Below are 2673 nucleotides of genomic sequence, written 5' to 3' on the forward strand. Positions count from 1 at the left end.
AGCCACCGACAACCGCCCCTACCCCCGAGCCGACCGCTCTCGCGGCTTGACTCGAAACATAGGGACCCCCCCCCTCGAAAGGACCCCTGATCATGGAACCTCGCTTCACCCGCCGCGGCCTCGGCGCCGCCGCCCTCGCAGGAACCGCCGCCGCTGCTCTCGCCGCCTGCGGCGCCGGCAGTGACCCCCTGAAGGACAAGGACTCCTCCGGTGACTCCGGCGGCGGTGATCAGAAGGTCGGCAAGGCTGTGCGCATCGGCAGCCAGGACTACTACTCCAACGAAGTGATCGCCGAACTGTTCGCCCTCGTGATCGAGAAGGCGGGCGGCACCGTGGACCGCCAGTACCGGATCGGTCAGCGCGAGGTGTACATGTCGGAGATCGAGGCGGGGAAGATCGACCTGTTCCCGGAGTACCTCGGCAACACCCTGCAGTACTTCCAGAAGGACGCGACCGCGAAAACGGCGGAGGAGATCCACAAGGCACTCGGTGAGTCCATGCCGAAGGGCTGGGAGGCGCTGGCGTTCGCGGAGGCCGCCGATCAGGACTCCATCAACACGACCGCTGAGTTCGCGAAGGAGCATTCGCTCAAGCAGCTGGGCGACCTCGCCGGCATCAAGGATCTGAAGGTCGCCGCGAACAGTGAGTTCGAGGCGCGCCCGTACGGACCGAAGGGTCTGAAGAAGGTGTACGGCGCGGACGTGTCCGTGGTGGGCGTGGAGGACTCCGGCGGCCCCCTCACCGTGAAGGCGCTGCTGGACGGCGATGTGCAGCTCGCCGACATCTACTCCGCGGACCCGGCGATCAAGAAGAACGGCTTCGTGACGCTGGAGGACCCGAAGAGCCTGATCCTGCCGCAGAACGTGGTGCCGCTGGCGAAGAGCGCCCTGGAGGACGCGCACAAGAAGGCGGTGGAGGGCGTGATCGCGAAGCTCACCACCGATGAGCTGATCGCCCTGAACACGGACAGCGTGGATTCGGGGGCGAAGGCGTCGGTCGTGGCGGAGAAGTGGCTGAAGAAGCAGGGGCTGCTCTGAGCCTCATCTGTTGCTGAGCGGGCCCGTCGGCCGGCGCCGGGGCTGAGTGGCCCTGCCGGGCCGACGGGTGCTGCCCGTCAGCGGTCGCTGAGCGCCTGCAGCGCGGCGAGGCTGTGCTGGATGACCTCGGTGGAGCGGTGCAGTTCGAGGTACAGCTCGTACATCTGCGAATAGTGCCGGTGGGCCTCCGGGTCCGGGGCCTCGATGCGCGTGGGCGGGTTCCAGTCCTCGATCCTCGGCGGCGCCACGGGGGCGTTCGGGGAGTCGGCGAGCATCTGCACGGCGAGGAACGCCGCCCCGTAGGACGCGCCGATCGTGGTGGTGGGGATGACCTGGGTGAGGCCGGTGACGTCGGAGACGATCTGGGTCCACAGCCCGCCCTGGGTGCCGCCGCCCGCCGCCACGACCCGCGTCACCTCAATCCCGGCCTCCCGCAGCGACTCCAGGTTGTGCCGGACCGCGAACGCGGTGGCTTCGAGGATCGCGCGGTACACGTCGCCGCGGGTGTGGGACACGGTCACCCCGGCGAGCACTCCGCGCGCCTCCGGGTCCTGGATGGGGGTGCGCTCCCCAGCGAAGTACGGCAGCAGCAGGAGGCCGTGGGCACCGGGCGGTGACGCTTCGGCTTCGGCGATCAGCTGCGCCCAGTCGGCCCGGTCCTCGCCGGTGCTGACGAGGTCGCGCAGCCAGTTCGTGATGGCGCCGGAGGTGGCCATACCGCCGGCGAGGTTCCACGTGTCGCAGAACGCCCCGGCGGTGCCCCACATCGTCTCCGACCGCATCGGGCGGTCGGCAGTGGCGATGAGGAAGAACGTGGTGCCGTACATGAGGAAGAGGTCGCCCACGTGGTGCCCGCCCACGCTGACGGCTTCGGTCCAGGCGTCGATGCTGCCGGCGATCACAGGAGTGCCCTCCCACAGTCCCGGAACCTGCTCGGCTGCTGCCGCGGTGACCTCACCGGCCCTCTCCCCGGCCCACAGCAGGCGCGGCTGCTCGATGCCGGGCGCGACCTGGTCCCAGTGCTCCCTGCTCCACTGCTGCTGATCGGCGCGGTACAGCGGTGTTGCCTGGCTGGCGCTGTGGTGGTCCAGGACGTACGCGCCGGTCAGGCGGTGCGCGAGGAAGGAGGCGGCCATGAACAGTCGGGTGGAGCGTTCGAACACGTCGGGTTCGTTGTCCCGCACCCACTGGATCTTCGGGCCGGCGGCCTGGGTGGAGAGGCGGCTGCCGCCGAGGCGGAGGATCTCGTCGCTGCCGAACCGGTCGTTCAGCGCGGCGATCTGGTCGGTGGAGCGGGTGTCCACGCCGTAGAGGATCGCGGGGCGGGTCGGGGTGCCGTCGGCGTCCGCGAGAACAGTGCAGGGCCCCATGCCGGAGACTCCGACGGCGAGCACGTCATGCGCCTGGGGGTCGATGAGTTCGGCGGCGATGTCCCGCAGCTCCTGCCACCAGGTCTCCGCGTCCATCTCGACATGCCCGGGGGCGGGCCGCTGCACCTCGTGCTCGCGGACGGCCTGGGCGATGATCTCACCGGCCGGGGTGACGAGGACGCCCTTGGTGCTGCTGGTGCCGATGTCGATGCCGAACACCACCGGGGCTGTGGGGGTGGCGGGGGAGCGCGTCATCAGGTCACCTT

General features: G+C 69.8%; 2 protein-coding genes. One reads left to right on the forward strand and one right to left on the reverse strand.

The features are described from left to right. Window positions 1–92 precede the first annotated feature (92 nt). The gene (locus MHY20_RS11440) at window positions 93–1037 is read left to right on the forward strand and encodes an ABC transporter substrate-binding protein (protein WP_239376889.1); all 945 of its coding nucleotides are present in this window, start codon (window positions 93–95) and stop codon (window positions 1035–1037) included. Between the two features lie 77 nt (window positions 1038–1114). On the opposite strand, the gene MHY20_RS11445 is transcribed toward MHY20_RS11440, so the two are convergent. Then, a complete protein-coding gene (locus tag MHY20_RS11445) occupies window positions 1115–2662 on the reverse strand; it encodes an FGGY family carbohydrate kinase (RefSeq protein ID WP_239376891.1) in 1548 nt (515 codons plus the stop codon). Window positions 2663–2673 lie beyond the last annotated feature (11 nt).

The sequence above is a fragment of the Helcobacillus sp. ACRRO genome (assembly GCF_022347125.1).
GTDB classification, from domain to species: domain Bacteria; phylum Actinomycetota; class Actinomycetes; order Actinomycetales; family Dermabacteraceae; genus Helcobacillus; species Helcobacillus massiliensis.